The 24,047-nt window shown below is 62.7% G+C and carries 27 protein-coding genes; 21 read left to right on the forward strand and 6 right to left on the reverse strand.

Going from position 1 to position 24,047, the window contains the following annotated elements; genetic code table 11:
* Positions 1–213: 213 nt before the first annotated feature.
* From ACTXGA_RS14400 to ACTXGA_RS14465, 14 genes are all read left to right on the forward strand, one after another.
* Positions 214–1,062, forward strand: a complete 849-nt coding sequence (locus ACTXGA_RS14400; protein ID WP_443394775.1) for an HpcH/HpaI aldolase/citrate lyase family protein — start codon at positions 214–216, stop codon at positions 1,060–1,062.
* A 38-nt stretch (positions 1,063–1,100) separates the two neighbouring features.
* Complete coding sequence (locus ACTXGA_RS14405; protein ID WP_443394777.1) at positions 1,101–1,646, forward strand: NnrU family protein; 546 nt, start codon at positions 1,101–1,103, stop codon at positions 1,644–1,646.
* Positions 1,647–1,650: 4 nt separating this feature from the next.
* Entirely contained in the window at positions 1,651–1,854 is a 204-nt protein-coding gene (locus ACTXGA_RS14410; RefSeq protein ID WP_443394779.1) for a DUF1737 domain-containing protein, read from the forward strand.
* Positions 1,855–1,857: 3 nt separating this feature from the next.
* The gene (locus ACTXGA_RS14415; protein ID WP_443394781.1) at positions 1,858–2,886 is read left to right on the forward strand and encodes a MaoC family dehydratase; all 1,029 of its coding nucleotides are present in this window, start codon (positions 1,858–1,860) and stop codon (positions 2,884–2,886) included.
* A 156-nt stretch (positions 2,887–3,042) separates the two neighbouring features.
* Positions 3,043–3,246, forward strand: coding sequence for a hypothetical protein (locus ACTXGA_RS14420; protein ID WP_443394783.1), 204 nt, complete (start codon positions 3,043–3,045; stop codon positions 3,244–3,246).
* Positions 3,247–3,353: 107 nt separating this feature from the next.
* Complete coding sequence (locus ACTXGA_RS14425; protein ID WP_443394785.1) at positions 3,354–4,013, forward strand: DUF1194 domain-containing protein; 660 nt, start codon at positions 3,354–3,356, stop codon at positions 4,011–4,013.
* A gap of 219 nt (positions 4,014–4,232) precedes the next feature.
* Positions 4,233–4,616: a succinate dehydrogenase, cytochrome b556 subunit gene (gene sdhC, locus ACTXGA_RS14430; protein ID WP_443394787.1), complete on the forward strand. Its 384-nt coding sequence runs from the start codon at positions 4,233–4,235 to the stop codon at positions 4,614–4,616.
* Between the two features lie 11 nt (positions 4,617–4,627).
* Complete coding sequence (sdhD, locus tag ACTXGA_RS14435; RefSeq protein WP_443394789.1) at positions 4,628–4,999, forward strand: succinate dehydrogenase, hydrophobic membrane anchor protein; 372 nt, start codon at positions 4,628–4,630, stop codon at positions 4,997–4,999.
* 79 nt (positions 5,000–5,078) lie between these two features.
* On the forward strand, positions 5,079–6,881 hold the full coding sequence (gene sdhA / locus ACTXGA_RS14440; RefSeq protein ID WP_443394791.1) for a succinate dehydrogenase flavoprotein subunit: 1,803 nt from the start codon (positions 5,079–5,081) through the stop codon (positions 6,879–6,881).
* Complete coding sequence (locus ACTXGA_RS14445; RefSeq protein WP_443394793.1) at positions 6,881–7,213, forward strand: hypothetical protein; 333 nt, start codon at positions 6,881–6,883, stop codon at positions 7,211–7,213. The genes sdhA and ACTXGA_RS14445 overlap by 1 nt, the downstream gene beginning before the upstream one ends.
* Entirely contained in the window at positions 7,198–7,536 is a 339-nt protein-coding gene (locus ACTXGA_RS14450; protein WP_443394795.1) for a hypothetical protein, read from the forward strand. The genes ACTXGA_RS14445 and ACTXGA_RS14450 overlap by 16 nt, the downstream gene beginning before the upstream one ends.
* Positions 7,537–7,546: 10 nt before the next feature.
* On the forward strand, positions 7,547–8,326 hold the full coding sequence (locus tag ACTXGA_RS14455; protein ID WP_443394796.1) for a succinate dehydrogenase iron-sulfur subunit: 780 nt from the start codon (positions 7,547–7,549) through the stop codon (positions 8,324–8,326).
* Positions 8,326–8,604, forward strand: coding sequence for a hypothetical protein (locus ACTXGA_RS14460; protein ID WP_443394798.1), 279 nt, complete (start codon positions 8,326–8,328; stop codon positions 8,602–8,604). The genes ACTXGA_RS14455 and ACTXGA_RS14460 overlap by 1 nt, the downstream gene beginning before the upstream one ends.
* A 118-nt stretch (positions 8,605–8,722) precedes the next feature.
* Positions 8,723–8,854, forward strand: coding sequence for a hypothetical protein (locus tag ACTXGA_RS14465; RefSeq protein WP_443394799.1), 132 nt, complete (start codon positions 8,723–8,725; stop codon positions 8,852–8,854).
* A gap of 115 nt (positions 8,855–8,969) precedes the next feature.
* On the opposite strand, the gene ACTXGA_RS14470 is transcribed toward ACTXGA_RS14465, so the two are convergent.
* Both ACTXGA_RS14470 and ACTXGA_RS14475 read right to left on the reverse strand, forming a co-directional pair.
* The gene (locus tag ACTXGA_RS14470; protein WP_443394801.1) at positions 8,970–10,133 is read right to left on the reverse strand and encodes a type III PLP-dependent enzyme; all 1,164 of its coding nucleotides are present in this window, start codon (positions 10,131–10,133) and stop codon (positions 8,970–8,972) included.
* A 195-nt stretch (positions 10,134–10,328) separates the two neighbouring features.
* Complete coding sequence (locus tag ACTXGA_RS14475) at positions 10,329–10,724, reverse strand: winged helix-turn-helix transcriptional regulator (protein WP_443394802.1); 396 nt, start codon at positions 10,722–10,724, stop codon at positions 10,329–10,331.
* A gap of 113 nt (positions 10,725–10,837) precedes the next feature.
* Here ACTXGA_RS14475 and ACTXGA_RS14480 point away from each other — a divergent pair, with 113 nt between their 5' ends.
* Both ACTXGA_RS14480 and ACTXGA_RS14485 read left to right on the forward strand, forming a co-directional pair.
* Positions 10,838–11,608: a nuclear transport factor 2 family protein gene (locus tag ACTXGA_RS14480; RefSeq protein WP_443394804.1), complete on the forward strand. Its 771-nt coding sequence runs from the start codon at positions 10,838–10,840 to the stop codon at positions 11,606–11,608.
* A gap of 419 nt (positions 11,609–12,027) precedes the next feature.
* Positions 12,028–12,873 carry an urea carboxylase-associated family protein gene (locus tag ACTXGA_RS14485; RefSeq protein ID WP_443394805.1) on the forward strand — a complete coding sequence of 282 codons (846 nt, stop codon included), beginning with the start codon at positions 12,028–12,030 and terminating at the stop codon, positions 12,871–12,873.
* A gap of 85 nt (positions 12,874–12,958) precedes the next feature.
* Here the strand turns inward: ACTXGA_RS14485 and deoD are convergent, their stop codons facing one another.
* The 3 genes from deoD to ACTXGA_RS14500 form a co-directional block, all read right to left on the reverse strand.
* Positions 12,959–13,669 (reverse strand): purine-nucleoside phosphorylase, encoded by a 711-nt coding sequence (gene deoD, locus ACTXGA_RS14490; RefSeq protein WP_443394806.1) that lies wholly within the window; start codon positions 13,667–13,669, stop codon positions 12,959–12,961.
* A gap of 1 nt (position 13,670) precedes the next feature.
* Positions 13,671–13,979 carry an H-NS histone family protein gene (locus tag ACTXGA_RS14495; RefSeq protein WP_443394808.1) on the reverse strand — a complete coding sequence of 103 codons (309 nt, stop codon included), beginning with the start codon at positions 13,977–13,979 and terminating at the stop codon, positions 13,671–13,673.
* A gap of 264 nt (positions 13,980–14,243) precedes the next feature.
* Positions 14,244–16,235, reverse strand: coding sequence for a methylmalonyl-CoA mutase family protein (locus ACTXGA_RS14500; protein ID WP_443394810.1), 1,992 nt, complete (start codon positions 16,233–16,235; stop codon positions 14,244–14,246).
* 325 nt (positions 16,236–16,560) lie between these two features.
* Here ACTXGA_RS14500 and ACTXGA_RS14505 point away from each other — a divergent pair, with 325 nt between their 5' ends.
* The 5 genes from ACTXGA_RS14505 (at position 16,561) to ACTXGA_RS14525 (ending at position 22,924) form a co-directional block, all read left to right on the forward strand.
* Positions 16,561–17,904 (forward strand): 1-acyl-sn-glycerol-3-phosphate acyltransferase, encoded by a 1,344-nt coding sequence (locus ACTXGA_RS14505; protein WP_443394812.1) that lies wholly within the window; start codon positions 16,561–16,563, stop codon positions 17,902–17,904.
* Between the two features lie 173 nt (positions 17,905–18,077).
* Positions 18,078–19,364 (forward strand): crotonyl-CoA carboxylase/reductase, encoded by a 1,287-nt coding sequence (ccrA, locus tag ACTXGA_RS14510; protein WP_443394814.1) that lies wholly within the window; start codon positions 18,078–18,080, stop codon positions 19,362–19,364.
* A 356-nt stretch (positions 19,365–19,720) separates the two neighbouring features.
* Complete coding sequence (locus ACTXGA_RS14515) at positions 19,721–20,458, forward strand: helix-turn-helix transcriptional regulator (RefSeq protein WP_443394816.1); 738 nt, start codon at positions 19,721–19,723, stop codon at positions 20,456–20,458.
* Between the two features lie 114 nt (positions 20,459–20,572).
* Positions 20,573–21,211: an acyl-homoserine-lactone synthase gene (locus ACTXGA_RS14520; RefSeq protein ID WP_443394818.1), complete on the forward strand. Its 639-nt coding sequence runs from the start codon at positions 20,573–20,575 to the stop codon at positions 21,209–21,211.
* A gap of 171 nt (positions 21,212–21,382) precedes the next feature.
* Entirely contained in the window at positions 21,383–22,924 is a 1,542-nt protein-coding gene (locus ACTXGA_RS14525) for an ATP-dependent DNA helicase (RefSeq protein WP_443394820.1), read from the forward strand.
* Between the two features lie 5 nt (positions 22,925–22,929).
* Here the strand turns inward: ACTXGA_RS14525 and ACTXGA_RS14530 are convergent, their stop codons facing one another.
* The gene (locus tag ACTXGA_RS14530) at positions 22,930–23,949 is read right to left on the reverse strand and encodes an NADP-dependent oxidoreductase (RefSeq protein WP_443394822.1); all 1,020 of its coding nucleotides are present in this window, start codon (positions 23,947–23,949) and stop codon (positions 22,930–22,932) included.
* Positions 23,950–24,047: the final 98 nt, after the last annotated feature.

Genomic DNA, 24,047 nt, shown 5'->3' on the forward strand with positions numbered 1-24,047 from the left:
GCGCCCGTCGCCGCTTTGAACGACGTGGGATCATCGTCCGCCCGGCGCGGTTCCCATTCGGTTAATGTGGCGTGCGTTGCCTCAAATCCGCTGGGAAATTCCCGCCACTGTGCACAATAATATACCGATTTCTGCGCTGCGGCATCTTTTGCCTTGAACTATCCGGCAAAAAATGCGCATGTCCACGCAACAATATTGCTTGAGGAGACTCAGATGGACCTGCGTGCGCGCCCTTACCGATCCGTTCTCTACATCCCCGGCTCCAAGGAGCGGGCGCTGGAGAAGGCGCGCGGCCTGCCCATTGATGCGATCATCTTTGACCTCGAAGACGCCGTCGCCCCCGCCGAAAAGGTGACCGCGCGCGACACGCTGGCAGAGGCGCTCTCGCGGTCTTACGGCAATCGCACCCGCATCGTGCGCATCAACGGTTTCGACACCGAATGGGGAGAGGCCGATGCAAAGGCCGCCGCCGCGATGGACTGCGACGCAATCCTGCTGCCCAAGGTCGAAACCACCGCGCAACTGGATGCGCTGGCCGCGCTGACGGACAAACCGCTCTGGGCGATGATGGAAACGCCCGCCGGGATGCTGGCCGCAAATGAAATCGCCGCCCACCCGCGCCTCGCCGGCATGGTCATGGGCACCAACGATCTGGCCAAGGAACTGAATTCGCGCTTTCGCCCGGACCGCCTGCCCATGCTGACCGGCATCGGCCTCTGCGTTCTGGCCGCCAAGGCGCATGGCGTCACCATCGTTGACGGTGTCTACAACGCCTTCAAGGACGATGAGGGGCTGCGCGCCGAATGTGTGCAGGGCCGCGACATGGGCATGGACGGCAAGACGCTGATCCATCCCGCCCAGGTCGAGATCGCAAATGCCGCCTTTGCCCCCGACGCGGCAGAGATCGACCTCGCCCGCCGCCAGATCGACGCCTATGAAGAGGCCGAAAAGGCGGGGCAGGGGGTTGCGGTCGTCGATGGCAAGATCGTCGAAAACCTGCACGTCGAAACCGCCCGCAAGACTCTGGCCAAGGCAGAGGCCATTGCGGCGCTGACCGAATAACCGCAGGGTCCCGGCGAAACAGCTAGGGAGACCAGCCAATGGTGCTCATGATTCTCGGCGTCGCGCTCTGGTGGGCCGCGCATCTCTTCAAACGGGTTGCCCCCGGCCTCCGCGAACCGATGGGTGACAGGGGCAAGGGCCTCGTCGCCGTTGCGCTGCTGATCAGCATCGCCCTGATGATCTTCGGCTATCGCACCGCCGATGGCGCGTTTTTCTGGGGCCGTCACCCGGCCACCGTGGGCATCAACAACCTGATCATGGTCTTCGCCCTCTACCTGACGTCCCCCGGCCCCTCCAAGGGCGCGATCTTCTACAAGATGCGGCACCCGATGCTGACGGGCTTTCTGCTCTGGACCGTGGCTCACCTGATGGTGAACGGCGACGTGCCCAGCTTTGTGCTGTTCGGCGGATTGGGTGTCTGGGCCATCGTCGAGATGATCGTCATCAACCGGGCAGAGCCGAACTGGACGCCACCCGCCAAGGGCGCGATCAAGAAAGACGTCATCTTCCTTGTCGCCTCTGTCGTCCTCCTGGCCGTCATCGGCTATATCCACGGCCTGCTTGGCTACCCTGCATTCGGATAAGCGCATGAAACTATATCGTTTTCTGTCCGAGGACGACACCTCGGCCTTTTGCCACAAGGTCACCGCAGCCCTGAACAAGGGCTGGGAATTGCACGGATCGCCCACCTATGCCTTTGACGCCGCCAACGGCGTCATGCGCTGCGGGCAGGCGGTCGTCAAAGAGGTGGACGGCACCTACACCCCTGACACCAAGCTGGGAGATCACTGAGACATGGCCAAGACCAATCCGGGCCGCTTCTTCGAAGATTACAAGGTAGGTGAGGTCATCGACCACGCCGTGCCGCGCACCATTTCGGGCGGCGAGCGCGCGCTCTATCACGCGCTCTACCCGATGCGCCACGCGCTCTATTCCTCGGACGAATTTGCGCGCGGGTGCGGTCTGGCCGCGGCTCCCATCGACGATCTGGCCGCCTTTCACATCGTCTTTGGCAAGACGGTCCCGGATGTCTCTTTGAACGCTGTCGCCAACCTCGGCTATGCCGAGGGGCGCTGGCTGAAACCGGTCTGGCCCGGCGATACCATCCGTTCCCAGTCCGAGGTGATCGGGCTGAAACAGAACTCCAACGGCCGCACCGGCGTGGTCTATGTCCGCTCTCGCGGGCTGAACCAGCACGACGAGGTCGTGATGGAATACGCCCGCTGGGTCATGCTGCGCAAACGCGACATGGACGCCCCCGCGCCGGAACCGGTGATCCCGGACTTGAAGAAAAGCCTCTCTCCCGATGATCTGGTGATCCCCGAGGGGCTGGATTTCTCCAACTACGACTACACGCTGGCTGGCGAAAAGCACAGGCTGTCGGACTACGAGATTGGCGAGACGATCGACCATGTCGACGGTGTCACCATCGAAGAGGCTGAACACATGATGGCCACGCGCCTGTGGCAGAACACCTCCAAGGTGCATTTCGACGTCACCGCGCGCCCGGATCAGCGGCTGATCTACGGCGGTCACGTCATCTCGATGGCGCGGGCGCTGTCGTTCAACGGGTTGGCCAATGCGCAGATCATCGTCGGCCTCAATGGTGGCGCGCACGCGAACCCCTGCCTTGCCGGAAACACGGTCAAGGCCTGGTCCGAGGTGCTGGACAAGGCGGAAACCTCTGCCCCCGGCGTTGGCGCGATCCGCTTGCGGCTGGTCGCCACCAAGGGCGGCGCGCCGTTCGAACTGAAAGGCCCCGACGGGAAATACCTGCCCGACGTCCTGCTGGATCTGGACTACTGGGCGCTGATCCCCAGCTGACGGCCTGCCCAATTCACGAACGATTTTCCCTGATCGCCCCCGGTTCTTGACGGAAAGGGGGCCATCGGGGCGGTCTGTGCTTGGTGGACTTGCCCGTTTTGGATTAAATCGTCGTGGGAAACGGCGAATCAAACTCCAAAACGGGGAGAGGGCGCCATGACGTCACAGATTTTGCCAAGACACTCTGCGGATCTTCTGAGCATTCCGCAGGAAAACGTGCCGGGTGTGATCCACTCCCTGCTGGACGCGCGGGCGCTGTCGGGGCTGGTGCAGGAAATCCACCGCGAAATGCGCTCGCCCGATCCCAAGCTGCGTCAGCAGGCCGCTCTGGCCCTGCGCCACATGGGCTTCCCCGATTGATCTGACCCGTCCGGGCGGCAATCAGTTCCCACGGGCAAGTGTCCGGGGGCGTCCGCAACACCCTCTCGTGACTTGCCACGGCGGGCACCTGCGTCTCTGATTGCGCCATGCGCCTCCTGACGCTCCTTATCTGCTTTCTCTTTCCGATGCGCCTCGCCGCCTGCGAGGTGGCGCTGGTTCTTGCCGTTGACGTCTCCGGTTCGGTCGATCCGCACGAATACCGCATCCAGATGCAGGGACTGGCCACCGCACTGCGTGACAGCGCCGTGGCCGAGGCGCTGGTCCGTGGCAAGGCACGAGTCAGCCTTGTGCAATGGACCGGATCCTCGCGCCAGCAGGTCACGATCCCGTGGCGAGAGATCGGGGGCTTCAAGGACACAGAGGCGCTGGCCGCCGAGATCGCCGCCGCCCCCCGCGCATGGCGGCACTTCTCCACCGCCATCGGAGAGGCGCTGCGCACCTCCGCCACGCTGTTTCAGACCACGCCCCAATGCCGACGCCGCGTGATCGACCTCTCCGGCGACGGCCTGTCAAACGAAGGGCCAGAACCCCAGAGCCTGAAGCCACTCCTGCGGGCGCTGAACATCACCGTCAACGCGCTGGCCATCGAAGGGGCAGAGCACGACCTGACCGGCTACTTCTACGAAAACGTCATCACCGGCCCCGGCGCCTTTGTGGCCACCGCCGATGGCTATGCCGATTACCCCGACCGCATCCGCCAGAAACTGCTGCGCGAACTGACCCGCCAGACCGCCAGCACCCCCTGAGCGCCGCGCGTCGCGCGATTCCACCCCTGAGTCGCGTTTCGGGGCAGATGCCCAATTCGTTAGCGCAAACCCGTGATCACACACTTGGAATGTGTGATCACAAACCCCCAAAATGCAGCCGATTGCGCCAAAAAACCGCATGAATACCCGGCACAGCCCCGTGACACGCACCGCGAAAGCTATAGAAAAGACTCAACGGAACTCGATGAGGACATCTTCATGGCCGACGTGAACCGGGGCAACCGCCCGCTGTCTCCGCACCTGCAAGTCTACCGCCCACAGCTCACCTCGATTACCTCGATCCTGACCCGGATCACGGGGAACGCGCTGCTGGTGGCCGCCTTGCTGATTACATGGTGGTTCCTCGCCGCCGCCACTTCCGAGGAATATTTTGCCACCGCCAACGCCGTGCTGACCTCTTGGTTCGGCGATCTGGTGCTGCTCGGCTCCACCTGGGCGATCTGGTATCACCTGCTGGCAGGCGTCCGTCACATGATCTGGGACGAGGCCAAGATGCTGGAACTCGACAAGGCCGAAATGCTCGGCTGGGTCTGCATCATCGGCTCCGCCGTCCTGACCCTCTTCACCATCATCGTCGTCTGAGGAGACCTGGCATGGCATTTCTGACAGACCGCAAGCGTGCCGTTGGCTGGGGCGCCGCAAAAACCGGGACCGAACATCACTGGGCGATGAAGAAAAGCTCGGTGGCGCTGCTGATCCTCGTTCCGTTTTTCATCTTCACCTTCGGCGGTGCGCTGGGCGGATCCTTTGACGAGATCACCGCCTATTACAGCCGCCCGTTCCCGGCGATCGTCGCGGCGCTCACCATCGGCGTCGGCTTTCACCACTTCAATCTGGGTGTTCAGACCCTGATCGAGGACTACGTGCATGGCCCGATGGAAAAGGTGCTCATCCTCGCGATGACCTGCCTCAGCTATGGCGCCGCCGCCACCGGCATCTTCGCCATCGCCCGCCTCGCGCTCTGACGCGCCACGAACCCCACCGCCAGAGACGGCCCCGCCCGCCGGGACCGCTCCCCGCTCAAGATCGATAGGTAAACACCAAATGGCAGCATACGAATACGAGACGCATGATTATGACGTCGTGGTCGTGGGCGCGGGCGGCGCGGGCCTCCGCGCGACGCTCGGCATGGCCGAACAGGGTCTGCGCACCGCCTGCGTGACCAAGGTCTTCCCGACCCGCTCGCACACCGTGGCGGCACAGGGCGGCATCGCCGCCTCTCTGTCGAACATGGGCCCCGACAACTGGCAGTGGCACATGTATGACACGGTCAAAGGCTCTGACTGGCTCGGCGACACCGACGCGATGGAATACCTCGCGCGTGAGGCGCCCAAGGCGGTCTATGAACTGGAACACTACGGCGTTCCCTTCAGCCGGACCGAAGAGGGCAAGATCTATCAGCGTCCCTTCGGCGGCCACACCACCGAATTCGGCGAAGGCCCCCCGGTGCAGCGCACCTGCGCCGCCGCCGACCGCACCGGCCACGCCATCCTGCACACGCTTTATGGCCAGTCGCTGAAGAACAACGCCGAATTCTACATCGAATATTTCGCCATCGACCTGCTGATGGAAAACGGCGAGTGCAAGGGCGTCCTCTGCTGGAAGCTGGATGACGGCACCTTCCACGTCTTCAACGCCAAGATGGTCGTGCTGGCCACCGGCGGCTATGGCCGCGCCTACTTCAGCGCCACCTCTGCCCACACCTGCACCGGTGACGGCGGCGGCATGGTGGCCCGCGCGGGCCTGCCGATGCAGGACATGGAGTTCGTGCAGTTCCACCCGACCGGCATCTACGGCTCCGGCTGCCTCATCACCGAAGGCGCACGGGGTGAGGGCGGCTACCTCACCAACTCCGAAGGGGAGCGTTTCATGGAACGCTACGCCCCGACATACAAAGACCTCGCGCCGCGCGACTATGTCAGCCGCTCCATGACCATGGAAATCCGCGAAGGTCGCGGTGTGGGCGCCGAAGGCGATCACATCCACCTGAACCTCAGCCACCTGCCCGCAGAGGCATTGGCCGAACGCCTGCCCGGCATCTCGGAATCGGCCAAGATCTTTGCCGGTGTCGACGTGACCAAGGAACCGATCCCGGTTCTGCCCACCGTTCACTACAACATGGGCGGCATTCCGACGAACTACTGGGGTGAGGTTCTGAACCCCTCCGAGGATGATCCGCACGCCGTCGTGCCCGGCCTGATGGCCGTGGGTGAGGCGGGCTGCGCCTCGGTGCACGGGGCCAACCGCCTTGGCTCCAACTCGCTGATCGACCTCGTGGTCTTTGGCCGCGCCGCCGCGATCCGCGCCGGCAAGGTCGTGAACCCCGAAACCGCCGTTCCCGCCGCGCCGCAGTCCGAGATCGACAAGGCCTTTGACCGCTTCGATGGCATCCGCAACGCGTCGGGCACCGTGCCCACCGCCGAACTGCGCCTTGAGATGCAGAAGACCATGCAGCGTGACGCCGCCGTCTTCCGCACCGCCAAGACCATGGCCGAAGGCGTCGAGGCCATGACCGCCATCGCGGGCAAGATGGACGACATCAAGGTCACCGACCGCAGCCTCGTCTGGAACTCGGACCTGATGGAAACGCTGGAACTGACCAACCTCATGCCCAACGCGCTGGCCACCATCGTCGGCGCAGAGGCGCGCAAGGAAAGCCGCGGCGCCCACGCGCATGAGGATTTCTCCGAGCGGGATGATGAAAACTGGCGCGTCCACACCATCGCCCGCATCGACGGCCCATCGGTGGAGCTCAGCTATCGTCCGGTGATCACCGATCCGCTCACCACCGAGGATCAGGGCGGCATCGAGCTGAAAAGGATCGCGCCCAAGGCGCGGACCTTCTGATGCGGGGCGCGGGGATCAGGGCAGGGGCTGCCACCCTTGCCGTCATCGCGGGGCTTGCCGGGGTGCCCGGCAGTGCCGTCGCGAACGGCTACGACACTGTTCTGGCCGCCTGTCAGGCAGAGGCGAACGCCACGGTCTTCACCGGCGGTGCCAAATCTGGCTACGCGGTGCAGTATCAGGCCGTCGTCGATGCCTGCCTTGACCGGGGACGCACCTATATCGATCCGCATGCCAACCGGCGCAAACGTGTCTATCCCACGGGCGGGCCGGGTTTCTGCCCGCCGGGTGCCCCGGTCATGTATCGAGGGACGATCTATTGCCCGGTCGACTGATACGGCAGAGGCGGCTCTGGGCCGGGGTCGTGGTCCTTCTGGGGCTTGCGGCCTGCTCGCCGCAGGCGCAGGACGAGATTGCCCGCAACGCCGCGCGCAAGGCGCTTAGCCCCGTCGTGGCCGAGAATTTCCCCGGCGTCCCGCTCCAGCCCGCGCTGGACTGCCTCATCGACAATGCCAACGCGCAACAGATCCGCGCGCTGGCCGCAGACGCGGTGCTTGGCCCGACCGAAAGCACAGTCCAGATCGCACAGGACATCGCGTCCAAACCCGAAACCCTCCGCTGCCTGGCCCTGAACGGCCTGCCAGCCTTGCTTCGCTAAGGAGAGAGAGATGGTTCAATTCACGCTCCCCAAGAACTCGCAGATCAAGACGGGCAAGACCTGGCCCAAGCCCGAGGGCGCCAAGAACGTTCGCAAGTTCAGCATCTACCGCTGGAACCCCGATGATGGGAAGAACCCGCAGGTCGACACCTATTTCATCGACATGGACAGCTGCGGCCCGATGGTTCTGGACGCGCTGATCAAGATCAAGAACGAGATCGACCCCACGCTGACCTTCCGGCGCTCCTGCCGCGAAGGGATCTGTGGTTCCTGCGCGATGAATATCGACGGCATCAACACGCTGGCCTGCATCTACGGGCTGGATGAGATCGAAGGCGACGTGAAGATCTACCCGCTGCCGCACATGCCGGTGGTCAAGGACCTGATCCCCGACCTGACCCACTTCTACGCCCAGCACGCCTCCATCATGCCGTGGCTGGAAACCAAGACCAACCGCCCTGCGAAAGAGTGGAAGCAGTCCATCGAGGACCGCAAGAAGCTCGACGGTCTTTACGAATGCGTCATGTGCGCCTCCTGCTCCACCTCCTGCCCGTCTTACTGGTGGAACGGCGACCGCTACCTCGGCCCGGCAGCCCTTTTGCACGCCTATCGCTGGATCATCGACAGCCGCGATGAGGCGACCGGCGAACGCCTGGATCAGCTTGAGGACCCCTTCAAGCTCTACCGCTGCCACACCATCATGAACTGCGCCAAGACCTGCCCCAAGGGCCTGAACCCGGCGCTGGCGATTGCCGAGATCAAGAAGATGATGGTGGATCGCGCGGTCTGATGACCACTCCGCCGCCGAAATTCGACAGCCCCGAGGAGCTGGCAAAGCTCCTGGGGGCTTTTTCGTCCCGCCTGCACTACCTCAACCGCGTCGCGCTGGGCGAAAGCACATACGCCTGGTGGTACGCGGAACTTTTGCGCGCCGCGGCCGAACTGGCGCCGCTGCTCAAGGACAAGGAAACGCGCGCCCAATTCGGCGACGGCTGGGAGGCGGGCACCGACCCGGACCCAAAGGCGCGGCTGCTGGCGCTGCTGGAAGGGGAACTGCCGGACAGGTGACGTAACGTCTCTTGCACGTCACGCAAACCGCCCATGCAGCCTTGTCTGACGACCTTTCCCACGGCCGCACCTATGTTCCTTCGCAGGGAGGGGAACGCCACCAAGGAAAGGCAACCCCATGCAAGAGCAGCAGAAATCCAAAGCACAGGAAGCGCGCGAAATCCTGGAACAGGCCTGGGCCTACTACACGCCCCAACAGCGCCCCGAAAGCCAGATGCCCGTCTACGAAGACCTGCCGCTGGCCGCCTGACCCCGCTGTAGGAAGGGGGCTCCGACCCCATCGCCCGCATGCAAAAACGCCCGACCAACAGGCCGGGCGTTTCGCATTTCAGGCATCGGGCGGGGTTGCCCCCGCCGCTCCGCGATCAGATCACCACGATATCCAGCGGCGGAAAGCCGTTGAAGCCGATAGAGGCATAGGTCGAGGTATAGGCACCGCAGTTGCGCACCACGATCCGGTCACCGGCGCACAGCCCCACGGGTAGTTGCACCGGCTGCTTTTCGTACAGCACGTCGGCGCTGTCACAGCTCGGACCGGCCAGGATGCAGGGGCCCATCGGCTCGAAATCCTTGTCGGTGACGAACTGGTAGCGGATCGCCTCATCCATGGTCTCGGCCAGGCCAGAGAATTTGCCGATGTCCAGATAGACCCAGCGGTGCAGATCGTTCTCCGACTTGCGCGACACCAGCAGCACCTCGGCGGCAATGGCGCCGGCCTCGGCCACCATGCCACGGCCCGGCTCTGCCATCACGCGCGGCACATCGCCGAAACGGGCGCGCACCATGCCCATGACCTCGGCGGCATAGGCCGCGGGGCCCTGCACCGTCTGGCCGTAATAGGCCGGGAAACCGCCACCGATGTTCAGAAGGTCCAGCGCGAAACCGGCCGCCTGTGCCTCGGTCCAGACGCGGGCAACCTCGTCCAGAACCGGCGCCCACATGGATGCGCGGCGGGTCTGCGACCCAACGTGGAATGACACGCCCACCGGCTTCAGGCCCAGCATCTGCGCACGCGCCATCAGCTCCAGCGCCATTTCCGGCGCACAGCCGAACTTGCGCGACAGCGGCCAGTCGGCTTCGGTCGACAGGACCAGAAGGCGGATATAGACCTGCGCGCCGGGGGCGTTGCGCGAAATCTTGACCAGCTCTTCCTCGGCATCGGCGGCGAACAGTTCGACACCCATCGCGTGGGCCCATGCAATGTCAGAGGCCTTTTTCACGGTGTTGCCAAAGCTGATCTCATGCGGCTGCGCACCGGCGGCAAGGCACATCTCGATCTCGACCCGCGACGCCGCGTCGAAACGCGAACCGGAGGTAACCAGCGTCGACAGGATTTCCGGCGCCGGGTTGGCTTTTACCGCGTAATGGATGCGTGCGCGGCCCAGACCCTGTGCAAGGGCGGCGTACTGACGGGCGACCACTTCGGTGTCGATCACCAGTGTCGGACGGTCAAATTGATGTGCAAGGATATGGCGCTCGGCACGGGACAGGGTTTCGCGGGCAGAAAGCCCGGCGGCAAAAGCGTTCATGGTCATCTCCAGTCAGACCCGGCCATTCCGGTTTCCCGGCGCAGACCGCTCAGTTCCAAGGGAGACGTTACCGTCGCTACTTAACCGCGTGGGTGCATTTGCCCACCTCGCCAGAGGTGCGTGCGTTGGCGTCTATGAGCGGCCATATGGGGCAAGAGTTTGAGTCGATCAAGAAAAAATATCGCCGCGCGGAAATTATTTTCTCAAATGCCCCGCACCGGCCCCGGCACCATCGAAAACCGCCCGTGCTGCCGCCACCCTGGACATGTTGCGTTGCGCAAATCCCACAAGATCGCGCAGGGTTAGCGCCAATTCCTGACCCAGTTCCGTCAGGCTGTATGTCACCGCCACAGGCGGTCCCGGATCGACCTCCCGCGTCAGGTATCCGTCCCGTTCCAGCCCGCGCAGGTTCTCCGTCAGCACCCGCTGCGTGACGTCCCCGATCGACCGTTTCAGCGCGTTGAACCGCTGCGGTTCCTCGGCCAGCGTCAGCACGATCAGGATCTGCCATTTGCCGGTCGCCTTGGACAGCACCTCGCGCACGGGGCAGGGGGCCTGTTTGGTGTCCTGCAGCGCGGCCGGGTCCGCCATGGGGGTTCCTTTCATCATACCTGATATCAAAATAGTGCGTAATTGATCCTTGGTATCAAATGAATACTACATGCCGGCGTCAACGCAACACCTGACTCGAAACGGAGACCGACATGACCCCCAAGGAACTGGTACTGAGCGCCTTTGCGGCCCTCTTCACCGACCATGACCCGCAGCTTGCCGCTGACCTGCTGGCCCCGGACTACATCCAGCACAATCCTGCCGTGCCCACGGGTGCTGCGCCCATCCTCGGCTTCATTCCCGCGCTCAAGGACTCCGGCCTGACGCCGACCACCCACCGCGTGCTGGCAGAGGGTGATCTGGTGGTGATGCACTCAACCTATGAAAACGCCACGCTGTTCGGGGCCGAAACGCTGGTCGGATTTGACGTGTTCCGCGTTCAGGATGGGCGCGTCGTCGAACACTGGGACAACCTTCAGCCGCTTGCCGGTCCCAATCCCTCGGGCCACGGCATGACCGATGGCGCAACAGAGGTCACCGATCTGGACAAGACGGCAGAGAACAAGGCGCTGGTTCAGGACTTCGTACGGACGGTGCTGGTGGGAGGCGATGCTTCCCGGATCACCGATTTCATCTCCACCCAGACCTACATCCAGCACAATCCGCAGATTGGGGACGGTCTGGACGGTCTCGGCACCGCGCTCTCTGCCATGGCCGAACAGGGCGTGACCATGACCTACACGCGCACGCCGCTAGTGGTGGCCGAGGGCAATTTTGTCTTCACCGCTTCCGAAGGGATCCTGGGGCAGACACTGACCGCCTTCTTTGACCTCTTTCGCGTGGATGCGGGCAAGATCGTCGAACATTGGGACGTCATCGCCCCGATCCCGGCGGATTTCGCCCATGAGAACGGCAAGTTCTGATCCGCAGGATCGAAACGGGCAGGGGGGCTTTCACAGCCCCTCTCGCGGCGCTACATGCGGGCCATGCTCGTCGTTGTCGGTCTCATCGTTGCTTTCATCCTGATCGCGGTCTTTTCGAACCGCGCAACGCGCCTCTGCCGCTGGCGCGAACGGCGCTCTGAGCAGGGCAGCACATGGACCTGCATCCATTGCGGCGCGCAGGTCCAAGGCGCAAGGGGCACACCCCCAGACAGCTGCCACAGGCCGTGAAATCGAAGGGATTATCAGGGCTCGAAACAGGCGCATTCGTTAACCGGGGGTAAAACCGCGCCTGTAACCCCTTGATCCTGCATTCCCCCTAAGCTGTCCACGCGTGGACACCCCTCTTGCCAAGCTCCGCCCGACGCGCTTCTCTCGCCCGGTTACCAAGGAGCCAAGCCATGACCACCCCGCCCCCCGACGCCGAAGCCCGCCGCGCCATCCCGCCGGTGATCTGCTACCCTTCTGACACGCTGCCCGCGCCCGACCTGCCCCTCTACCGGGCCGCCCTCGCCACCGCCGAGGTGACAGAGACCTCCTTCGCCCCGCCCCGCGACGCCAACAGCTTCACCGTCCCGGCGGGCCATTTCTTCCGCATCACCTCGGTCGAGGGTCCCCAGGTGGGCGACCTCAACCTCTGGAACGCGGGCGACCTGTCCGAACGCTTCTTCTCGGGCAAGACCCGCGCCCTGCACGGCACCCATGTCACCACCGGCGAACGCCTCTGGTCCAACCTGCCCCACCTGCGCCCCATGGCCACCCTCGTCGAGGACACGCTGGACTGGTACGGGATCGACACGTTCGGTGGCTCCGTCCACGACGTGATCGGCACCCGCTGCGACCCCTACACAGGCAACCTCCTGTCGGGCTCGCAATACCACCACTGCTGCCACTCCAACCTGACCCGCGCCCTCGCCTCGGCTCGAAACCTGCCGCTGGCGGAGGCTGAACCCCATGTACATGATGTCCTGAACGTCTTCATGTGCACGGGCTTCACCCGAGACACCGGCCAGTATTTCATGAAAGCCAGCCCGGTCCGCCCGGGCGACCACCTGACCCTCTTCGCCGAGATCGACCTCCTCGGTGCCCTCAGCGCCTGCCCCGGCGGCAATTGCTCGTCTGAGCACAGCTCCGACACCGCCGCCTGCTATCCGCTCAAGGTCGAGATCCTGAAACCCGCCGCCGACACGTTGCAAGGCTGGTCGAGCCCGCCCCGGAACGGCTATGACCGAAGCCACGGCCTGTAGGCGGGCAGCCTGTCTTCTTTGGTTTGAAAAATACCTTGGAGGAAGTGAGGGGCCAGCCCCTCACTCCTGCCGGTTCCACCCGCGCCTACGCCTCAGCAAAGGCTGCGGAAAGGGCAATCTCGACCATCTCGCCAAAGGACCGTTCCCGGTCTTCCGACGGCAGCGCCTCATGGGTCAGCAAGTGGTCCGACACCGTCAGCACGGCCAGAGACCGAGCGCCGAAACGAGCGGCAAGGGTATAAAGTTCTGCCGCTTCCATCTCGACCGCCAGAACGCCGTGCCGCGTCATCTGCTCATTCAAGTCTGGACGTTCGTCATAGAAAACGTCCGAGGAATAGATCCCGCCCACATGGGGCGATATCCCTTTTCCCCGCGCCGCAGAAACCGCCGCCTCCAACAGTCCGAAATCCGCGCAGGGCGCGTAATTCATCTCGCGGAAAAAGCCGCGTGACGGTGTCGACATCGTCGTCGCCGTCATCGCAATGACGATATCGCGCAGCGCGATCGTTTCTTGCATGGCACCACAGGAACCTATCCGAATGAGTGTCTTTGCGCCGTAGTCACGCATCAACTCATTGGCATAGATCGACAGGCTGGGCATTCCCATGCCCGATCCCTGAATGCTCACCCGGTGGCCATTCCATGTCCCGGTAAAGCCCAGCATCCCGCGCACTTCATTCACGCATGTGGCGTCTTTCAGAAACTGTCTGGCGGCCCATTCCGCGCGCCGGGGGTCACCCGGCATCAGAACGGTTTCAGCGATCTCTCCCGGTTTCGCACCGATATGGATCGACATCTCAGAGGGCCAGATCGTCCAGTGACTTGCCCTCTTCCAGCGCGACGATCACCCAATTCGGCTTGCGTCCCCGACCGGTCCAGGTCTGGCTGGAATCTGCAGGGTTCGCGTATTTCGGCGCGCCCTTGCTGCCCTTTGAGCTGGCGGTCACAACTTCTTCCAGGGAAAATCCAAATTCCTTTGCGGCCTTTTCGGCGGCACGTTTCGCCTCTGCCCGGCGGCGAGTATCGACTGTCTTCAGCGCCTTCTGGGCGTCGGAAATCAGTTGCTGCAACGCCTCGCGTGACATTTCTTCGAGTTGGATATCCATGGCTTTTCTCCCGTTTATTATTGCGCGTGGTTTTCCACCCAAACCAATCAGCTGACAACGCCTTATTTGTGTCACCTGTCCGATTAATAATCAAATAACTTCGAGGATTAACGATTTTCGGATGAGCGGAAATACGCCGCCACAACTCTAAGGGTGTTATCGGCCAAAATTGACGCCTATTAGCGCCAGAGTGAAACAAAAAAATACCCCCGCCAATTCGACGGGGGTGAAATCGGACTCCGGATCATTTTGAAAGGGTGCGGTTTACTCCGCCGCGACAGAGGCCGGGTCGGCAAGGGTCACGATGTCCTGCATGATGGCGTTCAATTCGAAATCCTTGGGGGTATAGACCTGCGCCACGCCCATGGCTTTCAGTCGCCGGGCGTCTTCGTCGGGAATGATGCCGCCGACGATCACCGGCACATGGCCCAGCCCCTCGCGTCGCATCCGCTCCATCAGGTCTTCGACCAGAGGAATATGGCTGCCCGACAGGATCGACAGGCCGACCACATGCGCACCCTCGCGCGCCGCCTCGACAATCTGTTCCGGGGTCAGGCGGATGCCCTCATAGTCGATGTCCATGCCGCAATCCCGCGCACGAAAAGCGATCTGTTCGGCCCCGTTGGAATGACCGTCAAGCCCCGGTTTGCCCACAAGGAAACGCAACCGCTTGCCCAACCGGTCGCTGACGGCGTCCACGGCTGCCCGCAGATCGTCCAGTCCCTCGGTTTTGTTCGAGACAGAACGCGACACGCCGGTGGGTCCGCGATACTCGCCAAAGACGGCGCGCATCTGCGCCGCCCATTCTCCGGTCGTTACCCCGGCCTTGGCGCAGGCGATCGACGCGGGCATGACGTTCTTGCCCCCAGAGGCTGCCGCGCGCAGATCCGCCAGCGCCGCGCGCACCTCGCCGTCGTTTCGATCGTCCCTCCAGGCGTTCAGGCGGTCGATCTGTTCCTGTTCCACTGCCGGATCGACGGTCATGATGCCGCCGTCCTCGTCCATCAGCGGGCTGGGTTCGCCGTGCTGGAACTTGTTGACTCCCACAACCACGGTTTCGCCGCGTTCGATGCGGTTCAGGCGTTCGGCATTGCTGTCGACCAGCCGCCCCTTCATGTATTCGATCGCCTCGACCGCGCCGCCCATGCTGTCGATGGTTGCCAATTCGTGCCGGGCGCCGTCTTTCAGCGCCTCGACCTTAGCGTCCACGGCAGGGTTGCCGTCAAACAGGTCATCGAATTCCAGAAGGTCCGTTTCATAAGCCATGATCTGCTGCATCCGCATCGACCATTGCTGATCCCAGGGACGGGGCAGGCCAAGCGCTTCGTTCCATGCCGGCAATTGCACGGCGCGGGCGCGGGCCTTTTTCGAAAGCGTCACGGCCAGCATCTCGATCAGGATGCGGTAGACGTTGTTCTCGGGCTGCTGCTCGGTCAGGCCAAGAGAGTTCACCTGCACCCCGTAGCGGAAGCGCCGGTACTTGGCATCCTCCACGCCATAGCGCTCGCGGCAGATCTCGTCCCACAGATCGACAAAGGCGCGCATCTTGCACATCTCTGTCACGAACCGGATGCCCGCGTTCACGAAGAAACTGATCCGCCCGACCAGTGTCGGGAAATCCTCGGCAGGGACGCGGGTCTTCAACTCGTCCAGAACCGCAGTGGCCGTGGCCAATGCAAAGGCCAGTTCCTGCTCGGGCGTCGCGCCCGCCTCTTGCAAGTGATAGGAACAGACGTTCATCGGGTTCCACTTGGGCACATTTGTATAGCAGTATTCCGCCACATCGCCGATCAGCTTCAGGCTGGGCTTCGGCGGGCAGATATAGGTGCCGCGCGACAGATATTCCTTGATCAGGTCGTTCTGCACTGTGCCTTGCAGCTTGGACACATCCGCGCCCTGTTCCTCGGCCACCGCGATGTAGAGAGACAAAAGCCAAGGTGCCGTCGCGTTGATGGTCATCGAGGTGTTCATCTGTTCCAGCGGGATCTCATCGAACAGCGCCCGCATGTCGCCAAGATGGCAGACAGGCACACCGACCTTGCCCACCTCGCCGCGCGCCAGGATGTGATCGCTGTCATAACCGGTCTGTGTCGGCAGATCGAAGGCGACCGACAGGCCGGTCTGTCCCTTGGCGAGGTTGCCGCGGTACAGCGCGTTCGACGCCTGCGCCGTGGAATGGCCGGCATAGGTCCGGATCAACCATGGCCGGTCGCGTTCGGGAGTCTTGGGGTCTGTCATCGGGGCCTCCGTCGGCATGAATCGGTCTCGGCAATCTTGTTGCGTTCGGGAATGAATAGGCGAAACATTATGTCGCTGTCAATTCGCCGCGTCGCAGCGCGAGCAGTTGCAGCATAAGCCGGTTGTCAGGGTTGGGAAATCTGCATTCGCCATAATAGGCCTGCAACATTGCCGCTATGTGCGCGGGCGGAGAAAATGCGGGCGAGTGTGCCGCGGGGCGGGCAGATCGCGCAAATTCATGACTTTTTGCGGCAGCAAAGGCGACCGGCCTTGGGACCGGAGGCCTTACGCAAAACGCCGGGGCCACTTGCCGCGCGGCCTCCCCTTTGTAACAGTCGCCGGAATGACAACGCCTGTGACCCTGCCGCTCTGGCTGTTTGCCCTGATCTTCGCCTTTGCGGCCATCAGTTTCGCCACCCACTTCCTGTTTCCGTCCGTCCGGTGGTTTCTGCGGCGACGTTTCGAAAAGGCGGTGGCGCGGCTGAATGAACGGCTTGAACGGCCGATCGAACCCTTTCGCCTGTTGCGCCGCTACGATCTGATCCAGCGGTTGCTATACCATCCGGACGTCACGCAGGCGATTGTCGAACATGCCGCCGAGACCGGTGTCCGGGAAGACGTGGCCTTTGAACAGGCGCGCCGATACGCGCGTGAGATCGTGCCATCCTTTTCTGCTTTCGCCTATTTCGGTCTGGGATTGCGGGGCGCCCGCTGGTTGGCGAATTCGCTCTATCGTGTGCGACTTGGCCATCTTGAGGCCGACGCGCTGGCGGCCATCGACCCTGAGGCCACGGTCGTTTTTGTCATGAACCACAGGTCAAACATGGACTACGTTCTGGTCACGCACCTGGCGGCAAATCGGTCGGCGCTGTCATATGCGGTGGGTGAATGGGCGCGGGTCTGGCCACTGTCGCAATTGATCCGCTCCATGGGGGCCTATTTCATTCGGCGCAAATCGCGAGATGGGCTCTATCGCAAGGTCCTGCGGCGATACGTGCAGATGGCGACAAGCGGCGGCGTCACGCAGGCCATATTTCCCGAGGGCGGTCTGAGCCTCGACGGCGCTCTGGCGCCTGCGAAACTGGGACTGCTGGCCTACATCCTTTCCGATCTGGACTTGTCAGAGCGTGATGTGGTCTTTGTGCCGATCGGGCTGAACTACGATCGCGTATTGGAAGATTCCGTGCTTGTCCGCGCCGGGCAATCGGGCACACGTCGCTTTGACGCCTCTGTTACCCGCGTTGTTCGTGCGGTTCTGCGGCAAGTCTGGCTGCGGCTGACGGGGCGGTTTCATCGCTTTGGCTATGCGGCTGTCAGCTTTGGCAAACCGCTGTCGCTGCGCGATGACAGGGGGCTCGCTGCCGACCCAGAGGGGCTGGCAGAGCAACTCATGTCCCGCATCGCCGAGATCATCCCGATCCTTCCGGTGCCCTTGGTTTCGCACCTTCTGTTACAGGGACCAAAGAGTCGATCCGAGTTGGAGATCGCCTTTTCGGCAGCTCTCAAGTCGCATCCTCACGCACATATCCATCTGCCGCGGAACAATCGTGACTACGCTGTTGAAACCGGACTGCGCAGTCTGACGGAACGCGGCATCGTCGAGGAAAACGACGGCATCTATTCCCTGACCAAGGAAGGTGTGGCCTTTGCCACCTATTATGCGCGCTCCATCTCTCACCTGCTGTGACGCTTGATGCTGCGGTCGCACAGAGTTTTCTGCGACTGCTGGGTTATAAAATTTCAAAACGACGTCGTTAAGTGTTGCAAAGTTGCGCTCGGGGGCATATTCCGGTGTCCAGCCCCGCGATTCTGCGCCGCAGAACCGGTAAAACGTTAACACTGGCTCAACAGGAGGCCGCCATGGCTCTGGACACGCAACCCACCATCGCCCAGTACGATGCGCCGGAAAAAGACCTCTACGAAATCGGTGAAATGCCCCCCATGGGCTATGTGCCCAAGAAGATGTACGCATGGGCCATTCGCCGCGATCGCCACGGCGATCCCGAACAGAGCTTTCAGCAGGAAGTTGTGGATGTCTGGGACATCGACAGCCATGAGGTGCTGGTGCTCGTGATGGCCGCAGGCGTCAATTACAACGGCGTCTGGGCCGGCAAAGGCGTTCCGATTTCGCCTTTTGACGTGCATGGTCAGGACTACCACATCGCCGGATCGGACGCCTCTGGCATCATCTGGAAAGTCGGCGACAAGGTGAAGAACTGGAAGGTGGGGGACGAGGTCGTCATTCACTGTAACCAGGATGACGGCGACGACGAGGAATGCAACGGCGGCGACCCGATGTTCTCTCCCTCGCAGCGGATCTGGGGTTATGAGACGGGCGACGGCTCTTTCTCGCAGTTCACCAAGGTGCAGGCCCAGCAGCTGATGCCACGCCCCAAGCACCTGACATGGGAAGAGGCGGCCTGCTATACGCTGACACTGGCCACCGCCTACCGGATGCTGTTCGGTCACCACCCGCATGAGCTCAAGCCCGGCCAGAACGTGCTTGTCTGGGGCGCGTCCGGCGGTCTGGGGTCTTATGCGATCCAGCTGGCCAACACTGCGGGTGCCAATGCGATCGGTGTGATCTCGGATGAATCCAAGCGCCAGTTCGTCATGGATCAGGGTGCCAAGGGCGTCATCAACCGCAAGGATTTTAACTGCTGGGGGCAATTGCCCACGGTCAACTCGCCCGAATATAACGCGTGGCTGAAAGAGGCGCGCAGGTTCGGCAAGGCGATCTGGGAGATCACCGGCAAGGGCGTGAGCGTCGACATGGTGTTCGAGCATCCCGGCGAGGCGACCTTCCCGGTGTCGACGCTTGTCGTCAAGAAGGGCGGTATCGTGGTGATCTGCGCAGGGACGTCGGGTTTCAACTGCACGTTCGACGTGCGGTACATGTGGATGCACCAGAAGCGCCTGCAGGGCTCGCATTTCGCGAACCTCAAGCAGGCCGCGTCGGCCAACCGCCTGATGTGCGAGCGTCGCCTTGATCCCTGCATGTCCGAGGTCTTTCCCTGGCAGGAAATCCCGGCCGCGCACACCAAGATGATGAACAACGAGCACAAGCCCGGCAACATGTCCGTACTTGTTCAGGCCCCCAAAACCGGGCTGCGCACGCTTGAGGATTGCCTAGACGCCCGCAAGTAAGGTTTTCCCTGGCCGGCACGGCCCATGTAACGCCCGCGAATCGCCCTCTGGCATCGCGGGCGTTCTGCGTTTTTGACCCTGTCGTATTTTCTTCAATGGGTTGCGTTTGCGACCCCTCACTATTTCTGGGGAGGAAGAATGCGTGAATTTCGGCGCGATATGCTGCGTGCTATAGTTGTTTTAATGAAGCGTTAACCATCTATGCACGAGGCTCATCATGGGACATGATTGGATACTGGACGTTCTCACGGACCTGAAAACATTCGCTCGGGCCAATGGCATGCCGTCCTTGGCAACGCAGCTGGATGATGCGTCAATCGTCGCTCAGGCCGAGATTGCGTCCCAGGCCGAGGGGAATGGCATTGGGGTTTTTGTCGGTAAACGCGCCGCGACTGGACGGGCTGATCGAAGGGCTCGAGTCCGCTGAGGGACTCGAAGATCTTCAGGCCCTCATTGAAGATCTGCGAGACAGGTACGGCGTCGATCACATTGTTTATCACTGGGTCAACAGCAATGGCGAACAATATGGCTGCGGGACCTATGACCTCAAATGGGTCAACCACTACATTGAAAAGGGTTATCTCCGACACGATCCGGTGGTGTCTGGTTGTTATCAGCGGTTCCACCCTGTCGATTGGAAGCGGCTCGACTGGTCAAGCAAGGCGGCACGGGCTCTCATGCAGGATGCCATCGCGCACGGGATCGGCAATCAGGGGTTTTCCATTCCCTTGCGTGGCCCCAACGGTCAGTTTGCGCTGTTCACCCTGTCCCACAATTGTTCGGATTCGGAATGGGAGGAATTCACGGAGAGCAGCCGTCGCGATCTGATCCTGATCGCACATTACTTCAACCAAAAGGCGCTGGAATTCGAACCGGGCCGCACGCCCGACCCCGCTCAGCCCTTGTCCCCGCGCGAGATCGAAGCCATGACCCTACTCGCAGTGGGCTACAGCCGGGCCCAGGTGGCAGAGACCCTGTCGATTTCCGAGCATACCTTAAGGGTCTACGTGGAAAGCGCCCGTCACAAACTGGGTGCATTGAACACCACACATGCGGTCGCGCGCGCACTCAGCCGTGGTGTGATCGTGGTGTGAAAACCCGTTAGGGTAAAACGCGCATTTACCATGCGCGCGCCTTGGTTGATTCCCGTTAACTAGTGCAGCGGCACAGTCAGTCCATCGAACATGCACTCCGATGGGAATACGACAATGATCCGCTACGTTTACGGCACCGACCTGCACAAGTTTCCGAAGCTGGCAGAGACCATGTTTCGCGACCGCGCCGACCAGTTCAAGACGCGTCTTGGATGGGAGGTCTCGGTTGATGAACGCGGCTATGAGCGCGACGAATACGACGATGAAAACCCGCTCTACGTGATCTGGGAAAATGCTGACGGCACGCACGGCGGCTCGATGCGTCTGCTTCCGACGCTTGGCAAGACCATGGTGAACGATCATTTCGTGCATCTGACCGATGGCGTGCGCATCCAGTCGCCCGTGATCTGGGAATGCACGCGCTTTTGCCTTGCCCGGGGCGCGACACCGGGCGTGGCAGCCGCGCTGATGCTGGCCGGTGGTGAAGTCATGCAGGAATTCGGCGTGGAACACTATGTCGGCGTATTCGACGCACGGATGGTGCGGATTTATCGCCGGATTGGCTCGTCGCCGGAAGTGTTGGGAAGCCAGGGCGAAGGCCGCGAACGGATCAGCGTCGGCCTGTGGGAATTCAGCAAGGCGGCGCAAGCACATGTGGCCAAGAGCGCGGGCATCACTCCGGAAATGTCCAAGCGGTGGTTCGCGCTGTCATTTGGTCAGATCGTGTCGCCATTGGAACTGGCTGTGGCCTGACGGTCGCGGACAACACACCGCCCTTTTGGCGCGTGCGGGCCGATGCCTGCGCGCGCCTTTTCTATATTGGCAGGTCCCATTTCCACGGAGCGATCTCAATTCATCTTTCCGGGCCGACAGACGCCCAAAGGGTTCTGGTGGCCCCGCTCGCAGCGGGATAGGGTGCGCCGCATGAATGTGCCCGCCCTTGTATTTTCCGACGATCAGGCCGCTGCCTATGACAGCGTGACAGAATTGCTGCGTAGGGCCGGGGTCGACCTTGATGAAGGCGTGTGTCTGCCCGCGCAGGACGGTCCGGGGCAGGTCATGGCGCTGATGGGCAAGGCCGGCAGCGGCAAGACGCTGTTGCTGGCCGAACTGGTCAAGGAACTTGAAGAGCTGGGGCTAGAGACGGTTTCCGGCGACTACGAGAGCCGCCGCGCCCATGAAAAACGAACGCTTGCGGTCCTTGCGCCGACGAACAAGGCGGCCAGCGTCCTGCGGATGCGCGGCGTTCCGGCGACCACGATCCACCGTATCATCTATACCCCGGTCTACGACCCGGAGTATGAGCGCATCGCCGAATGGCTGATGGGCAACGAAGTGGACGCGCCCGAAATCGAAGGCCTCTCGGAAGAGGCGCTGGCCCGTGCGCAGGCCGTGTATGCACAGCACAAGTCCATCCCGGCGGCGCTGGCCGCCGCAGGTCTGAGGGGCAGCGACTTCATCACCGGCTGGAAACGGCGCGAGGAGCCTCTGGACATCGGGTTCGTCGATGAGGCGTCGATGCTGGACGAACGGCAGTTCGAGGATTTGAAGGAGATCTTTCCCAATCTGGTGCTGTTCGGCGACCCGGCGCAGCTGGCCCCGGTGAACCAATCGGGCAAGATGGTCTTCGACGGGCTGAAAGAGAGCCAGAAGAAAGAGTTGAGCCGCATTCACCGCCAAGAGGCGGACAACCCGATTCTCGACCTTGCACATGCTTTGGCCGACCCTTCGATCGGATTCGAGGATTTCGAGCGAATGGTCGAAGAGGCCTCGCGCAAGGATGACCGGGTCGTCTTCGCACAACGGGTCGAGGTGGACCTGATGGCACGCTCTCCGGTTCTGGTCTGGCGCAACGCGACGCGGATCAGGCTGATCAACGCGTTTCGGCAGGTGCACGGCGCGCCCGAGGACAGCCTTTTGCCGGGGGAGCCGCTGATCTGCGACGGTATCGAACTGCCGATGAAACACCGGCGCAAGCGGCTGGACCTTGAGGCCCGCGGGCTGATCAAGGGCGCGCAGGTCATCTACCTTGGGCCGGGCAAAAAGCCCGGGTTCTCACGCCTTCACGTCGTGGGCGCGCTGGAACCGCAGGTATCTGCCGCCTCGATCGTGAAGATCGAAAAGCCGGATGAGGAAGAACCCTTCATTCCCTATGCGGCACGCATGGGGGCGACTTTTTTGCATGGGGCAGCGGTGACGATCCACAAGGCGCAAGGCTCGCAATGGGAAGCGGTGCAAGTCTTTGCGCCGGACCTCTATGCGGCGGCGCGAACGGGGCGGAACGAGGCGGGTCAACCGCTCTGGAAGCGGCTGGCCTATGTGGCGATCACGCGGGCACAATCGCGTCTGTACTGGGTGGTGCGCAACCGGCTGGCGCGGCCGTCGGGTGCGTTGCGGGTGGATGATCTGGCCGCGGCGCCGGCACCTTTGGCGCTGGAAGCGCAGGTGGACGGCGCGACCGGGTAAATCCGTCACGCCAGCTTGACGATATTCTTGCCCGTGTTGCCGCCGGTCAGCATCGCGATAAAGGCGACAGGTGCGTTTTCCAGTCCTTCGGTGATGTCCTCCAGATAGGCAATCTCGCCGGAGGCGACCTTGGGCGCCACCTCTTTCAGGAACTCGGGGAAGCGCGCCCAGTGGTCGAAGATGATGAACCCGTTGACCGAAAGGCGCTTGACGAGGATCGACCGCCAAACCCGCGGCAGGCGGTCCTCGGTGCCATCGGTGCCGCCGTACCACGCGATGGTGCCACAGAGCGGGATGCGCCCGTGGGTGTTCATCAGCGGGATGACCGCCTCCAGCACCTTGCCGCCAACATTTTCCCAGTAGATGTCGATGCCGTCCGGAGCCATGTCCGCCAGCGCGCCGCGCAGGGCGGAGGCCCCGACATAGGCGCGGTGATCAAGGGCCGCGTCGAACCCGAATGTGTCCGTGGCAAGATTGCACTTCTCCTCGCCGCCCGCGATGGCGACCGTGCGCAGCCCCTCCGCCTTGGCCAATTGGCCCACCATTGCGCCGACGGGGCCCGTCGCGGCCGCGACGACCAGCGTTTCGCCCGTCTTGGGACGCCCGTATTCGCGCAACCCGGTCCATGCGGTGAACCCCGGCATCCCCAGCACGCCGAGCGCGGTCGAGGGGGGCAGGCCCGGATCCAGTTTGCGAACCTCGGCAGCGGGCAATACCGCGTGGCTTGCCCAGCCGGTCATACCGGTGACGATGTCACCTTCGGCAAGTCCGGCGACGCGAGAGACCAGCACCCTGCCCACGCCCTGACCCACCATCGTTTCCCCCAAGCCGACCGAAGCGGCATAGCTGCCCGCGTCATCCATCCGGCCGCGCATGTAGGGATCCAGCGAAAGATGCGTGACTTCGATCAGGGCTTCGCCGTCACCCGGTGCCGGAACGGGGCCGGTCTCGAGGGAGAAATCTTCTGGCACGGGCATCCCCTTGGGGCGGCGGGCGAGAGCGATACGGCGCATGTGGCTGGGCATCGAGGGATCCTTGCAGTGTGAATTCGCGAAATTGGGTTGCGCGCGGGGCGCCAACGCGGTCAGTCTAGCGGGACAAATGCGGACGGCAAGGGAGGGCC

Origin of the sequence: Antarctobacter jejuensis (assembly GCF_052266595.1) — a bacterium.
Classification (GTDB): Bacteria; Pseudomonadota; Alphaproteobacteria; order Rhodobacterales; family Rhodobacteraceae; genus Antarctobacter; species Antarctobacter jejuensis.

Bases quoted from the DNA above. Each gene is read 5' to 3' on its own strand.
- ACTXGA_RS14400 (WP_443394775.1), top strand. From the start codon at position 214: ATGGACCTGCGTGCGCGCCCTTACCGATCCGTTCTCTACATCCCCGGC.
- ACTXGA_RS14405 (WP_443394777.1), top strand. From the start codon at position 1,101: ATGGTGCTCATGATTCTCGGCGTCGCGCTCTGGTGGGCCGCGCATCTC.
- ACTXGA_RS14410 (WP_443394779.1), top strand. From the start codon at position 1,651: ATGAAACTATATCGTTTTCTGTCCGAGGACGACACCTCGGCCTTTTGC.
- ACTXGA_RS14415 (WP_443394781.1), top strand. From the start codon at position 1,858: ATGGCCAAGACCAATCCGGGCCGCTTCTTCGAAGATTACAAGGTAGGT.
- ACTXGA_RS14420 (WP_443394783.1), top strand. From the start codon at position 3,043: ATGACGTCACAGATTTTGCCAAGACACTCTGCGGATCTTCTGAGCATT.
- ACTXGA_RS14425 (WP_443394785.1), top strand. From the start codon at position 3,354: ATGCGCCTCCTGACGCTCCTTATCTGCTTTCTCTTTCCGATGCGCCTC.
- sdhC (WP_443394787.1), top strand. From the start codon at position 4,233: ATGGCCGACGTGAACCGGGGCAACCGCCCGCTGTCTCCGCACCTGCAA.
- sdhD (WP_443394789.1), top strand. From the start codon at position 4,628: ATGGCATTTCTGACAGACCGCAAGCGTGCCGTTGGCTGGGGCGCCGCA.
- sdhA (WP_443394791.1), top strand. From the start codon at position 5,079: ATGGCAGCATACGAATACGAGACGCATGATTATGACGTCGTGGTCGTG.
- ACTXGA_RS14445 (WP_443394793.1), top strand. From the start codon at position 6,881: ATGCGGGGCGCGGGGATCAGGGCAGGGGCTGCCACCCTTGCCGTCATC.
- ACTXGA_RS14455 (WP_443394796.1), top strand. From the start codon at position 7,547: ATGGTTCAATTCACGCTCCCCAAGAACTCGCAGATCAAGACGGGCAAG.
- ACTXGA_RS14460 (WP_443394798.1), top strand. From the start codon at position 8,326: ATGACCACTCCGCCGCCGAAATTCGACAGCCCCGAGGAGCTGGCAAAG.
- ACTXGA_RS14465 (WP_443394799.1), top strand. From the start codon at position 8,723: ATGCAAGAGCAGCAGAAATCCAAAGCACAGGAAGCGCGCGAAATCCTG.
- ACTXGA_RS14470 (WP_443394801.1), bottom strand. From the start codon at position 10,133: ATGAACGCTTTTGCCGCCGGGCTTTCTGCCCGCGAAACCCTGTCCCGT.
- ACTXGA_RS14475 (WP_443394802.1), bottom strand. From the start codon at position 10,724: ATGGCGGACCCGGCCGCGCTGCAGGACACCAAACAGGCCCCCTGCCCC.
- ACTXGA_RS14480 (WP_443394804.1), top strand. From the start codon at position 10,838: ATGACCCCCAAGGAACTGGTACTGAGCGCCTTTGCGGCCCTCTTCACC.
- ACTXGA_RS14485 (WP_443394805.1), top strand. From the start codon at position 12,028: ATGACCACCCCGCCCCCCGACGCCGAAGCCCGCCGCGCCATCCCGCCG.
- deoD (WP_443394806.1), bottom strand. From the start codon at position 13,669: ATGTCGATCCATATCGGTGCGAAACCGGGAGAGATCGCTGAAACCGTT.
- ACTXGA_RS14495 (WP_443394808.1), bottom strand. From the start codon at position 13,979: ATGGATATCCAACTCGAAGAAATGTCACGCGAGGCGTTGCAGCAACTG.
- ACTXGA_RS14500 (WP_443394810.1), bottom strand. From the start codon at position 16,235: ATGCCGACGGAGGCCCCGATGACAGACCCCAAGACTCCCGAACGCGAC.
- ACTXGA_RS14505 (WP_443394812.1), top strand. From the start codon at position 16,561: ATGACAACGCCTGTGACCCTGCCGCTCTGGCTGTTTGCCCTGATCTTC.
- ccrA (WP_443394814.1), top strand. From the start codon at position 18,078: ATGGCTCTGGACACGCAACCCACCATCGCCCAGTACGATGCGCCGGAA.
- ACTXGA_RS14515 (WP_443394816.1), top strand. From the start codon at position 19,721: ATGGCATTGGGGTTTTTGTCGGTAAACGCGCCGCGACTGGACGGGCTG.
- ACTXGA_RS14520 (WP_443394818.1), top strand. From the start codon at position 20,573: ATGATCCGCTACGTTTACGGCACCGACCTGCACAAGTTTCCGAAGCTG.
- ACTXGA_RS14525 (WP_443394820.1), top strand. From the start codon at position 21,383: ATGAATGTGCCCGCCCTTGTATTTTCCGACGATCAGGCCGCTGCCTAT.
- ACTXGA_RS14530 (WP_443394822.1), bottom strand. From the start codon at position 23,949: ATGCCCAGCCACATGCGCCGTATCGCTCTCGCCCGCCGCCCCAAGGGG.